The sequence below is a fragment of the Marinifilum sp. JC120 genome, assembly GCA_004923195.1.
GTDB lineage: Bacteria > Desulfobacterota > Desulfovibrionia > Desulfovibrionales > Desulfovibrionaceae > Maridesulfovibrio.
The window spans coordinates 1-374 of the sequence record RDSB01000246.1; the positions used below are offsets into that span (position 1 = coordinate 1).

1 protein-coding gene is annotated in these 374 nt (G+C 46.3%); it reads right to left on the bottom strand.

Annotated features, from left to right (window positions below):
- On the bottom strand, nt 1-374 hold a 374-nt coding region (locus D0S45_20980; GenBank protein ID TIH02088.1), incomplete at both ends, for a hypothetical protein.

Below are 374 nucleotides of genomic sequence, written 5' to 3' on the forward strand. Positions count from 1 at the left end.
CCACCGGAAGATCCGCTTGATCCACCAGATGAAACAGTTCCGGGAACCACAGGATCAAGGATCACACCGGGAGTATCGTCCAGATCATAGTCGCCGTTATCTTTCACTGAATAATTAATTGTGTAGGTCCGTGCGCCCACCAGAATCATCTTCGGGTCAATRTACTGCCCGCTGTTKCCTTCRTCGGTRATCCAGAAATACCCTTCGYTATCAGGATTTTTACCAGAACTGTAAGTAAAACTCTTTGAATCTTTATTCGGGAAAAGCTTGAAAAGAGCTACTTCTTCAGCCTTGCGCTCACCAAGGCTTGAGCTGTTGAAACAGAAATACGCGACTTTCCCGGCTGTTACTGAGGCCGTGAATTCATACTCATT